Annotated in this window: 3 protein-coding genes; 2 read left to right on the top strand and 1 reads right to left on the bottom strand. The window is 60.6% G+C overall.

Annotated features, from left to right (window positions below; all coding sequences use genetic code 11):
• On the top strand, positions 1 to 259 hold a 259-nt coding region (locus AAF184_25675; protein ID MEO0425745.1), incomplete at its 5' end, for a hypothetical protein.
• Between the two features lie 170 nt (positions 260 to 429).
• Positions 430 to 1506: a hypothetical protein gene (locus tag AAF184_25670; protein ID MEO0425744.1), complete on the top strand. Its 1077-nt coding sequence runs from the start codon at positions 430 to 432 to the stop codon at positions 1504 to 1506.
• A gap of 793 nt (positions 1507 to 2299) precedes the next feature.
• On the opposite strand, the gene AAF184_25665 is transcribed toward AAF184_25670, so the two are convergent.
• On the bottom strand, positions 2300 to 2480 hold a 181-nt coding region (locus AAF184_25665; GenBank protein MEO0425743.1), incomplete at its 5' end, for a hypothetical protein.

The following is a 2480-nucleotide window of genomic DNA, read 5'->3' as shown; positions in this document are numbered from 1 at the left end:
GATCGAAGCGGGCATGGCGATTTGGGTTTCGATGTACCAAGGCGAGCGCATGTACGCGTCGCCCGATGCGCCCCAGGAGATCGTCTCGCAGGTGCCCACACCGGAGATCATGCGCGAGGGCTTTGGGCGAAGCCCAGGCGGCTTCACGGGCCAAGAGCAGCTCTTTCACAAGTGGCACGGCTACGCGGTGATTCCCTTGGGTGCCATCGGCGAGGGCGTGGGTTTCGTGGCCTACCTCTCCGAGCCTGAGCCCGAGTAGGCGAGTAAAACATGGACAATTACGGGCGGGTGAAACGTTTTTCGCCTAATGGCCCCCTCGCGTCTGCTGCGCGCTGGCGTCGTGCCGGCGAGCGCGCCCAGCACGGGCCCCACGCCGCCTTCCGAACTTCCACGAGCGGCGCTATGACCCCCTGCATGGCTTGGTCGTCGGTGACAACGTGCGTTCTTGCGTTGATGCTCGCCGCCTGCACCACCGAACTGCGCGTACTCGACCAAGACAACGGCGATTGCATCCCGCTCACGTGCAGTCAGCTCGGCGCTACGTGCGGCCAAGTGCCCTCCGGCTGCGGCCGCATGCTCGAGTGCGGCGAATGCGGCGCAGGAACCTGCGGCGAGGTGATCCCCAACCGATGCGAGGCCGCGTGCTCCGGCGGGGACACGCAGATCCTGGCGACCAGCGTTCGAAGCGACGCGCCCGTCGTCTTCGAGCGCTTCGACGGCCGAATCATCATGCATACGGCCTTTCACAGCGCAGCGAGCCCGGGCCGCTCCCACCTGTTCCAGCTCGAGGGGTGCGGAACGCCGCTGACGCAGCTGGACGACACCCCCTCAGACACCTTTGCCGGCAGCGACGTCGTGACCGTGGACGATGCCGGCCTTCACGTTGTGGCGAGGCGGGCCGATTGGGTGCGCACCTACGCGCCGGACGGGTTGATGGAAGAACGCGCGCTGGGTCTAGACGACCCCTGCGCCATCGCAAGCCTGGACGGCGTACTCTACATCGCCCAGTGCGCCGTGGACCGAAGCTCACTGCTGCGCGTGGGCGCCGGTGGCGAGCTCGAAATGCTTCGCGCCATCGAATCGCCACGGCCGCGACGCTTCTTCGTGCTCGGCGGGTCCCTGCTCTTTGGCCAGGGCGAGCGCCTCGTCCGTTACGATCCCAGTCTCGAAACGCTGGAAGACGTGGGCGTGTTCGAAGGCGGGATCATTTGCGGCGCCGTGTCGCCCGAAGGGGCGCTCTACGTCTCCGACGGCGCTGAGGGGGGCGGCTTTTTTCGCGTAAGCGACGGGGTCGAGCGGGTCGCCGACGCGCCCCGTGGGCGGTTAGTCCACCACCTCGATCGCTTTTACGGCCAGGTAGGGCTTGCCCTCATAGAGGGCGATCACGTCTGGGGCGAGGGTGATGCCGTAGTTGGCCTCAATGAGCGCAACGTTGAGTTCCATAATCTCGCCAGTCACCTCAATGTTTTCGCCCGCGATCGGTGCGGGGAGGTCGGTGATCGCTAAAACCTCTTCCCCTCGGAAAGACTCCACATCATAAACGGTGAAGACGTTAGGAGAAAGCGTTTCTGTCACTTCCGTGCTGACGGTCACAGTCTCACCCACCAGTTCAACGAGAGCAGTTTCGCGAACGTCATCATCCGTCAGGCTCGGTGCGTTTACCTCACTTTCAGGTTCGTCGATCGCTTCTGCGTCCAGTTCCATGCCTTCTGGCGCTTCTTCCAGCTCGACATTTTCTTCAATGTCAGCGCCGGCGTCGCCGGGATCTGCCGCTTGCGGGGCACAGGCTGCAGTGAATAGCGCCATCGAAGTGAGCGCTAAAGTCCCGACGACTTTTGCCGCTCGTGTGGGTCGAACATGCTGAATTAAGTGTTTCATGGGGATATCTCCAAAATCTGATTGCACCTGTAGCGTTGTGCTACCAAGATGATTCACGTTAAGACGTGAAGTCGTCAGGTGCATCCACCTTCAGGTTTGATCTGACCCACCTGATGGGCAGAGTTGCACGACCACTCCGGCTTCAGCGATCGCGGGTTCCGTGCTCAGATTTGGTGACAATCGCCGGTTGGGTTCCCGTCAGCGACATCTCTTGAGTTGTGGATTAATAAAGTTCCCTCAACTGTCTCGCTGACAGCGATCACGCTCAAGGTTGATTGGGCTGGTTGAAGAGTGAGAGAGGTCAACGATAGGAATTCATCACAGTGGGACATTTATTTTGATGGCTTGCTCTTCTGATTTGCATCAGCGCGACACGAACACTAGCTTGAGCCAAATGGTTCTGTTGAACGGCATAGACTGACTAATGTCTTTCTGCTGTCTTTGTCCCTTGAAGCAACCCATCTTGAACCTGAATGATCCGGTGAGCTTGGGCGGCAATGTCAGGCTCATGGGTCACGATGATGACGGTAATGCCCTGGCGGTTGAGTTCGGTAAAGAGAGCCATGACTTCATGAGAGGTTTGGGTATCTAGCGCACCTGTC

The sequence above is a fragment of the Pseudomonadota bacterium genome, from assembly GCA_039815145.1.
GTDB lineage: Bacteria > Pseudomonadota > Gammaproteobacteria > Steroidobacterales > JBCBZW01 > JBCBZW01.
The sequence above is the reverse complement of the archived record's forward strand: the minus strand, read 5'-3'. Positions and strand labels throughout refer to the sequence as shown.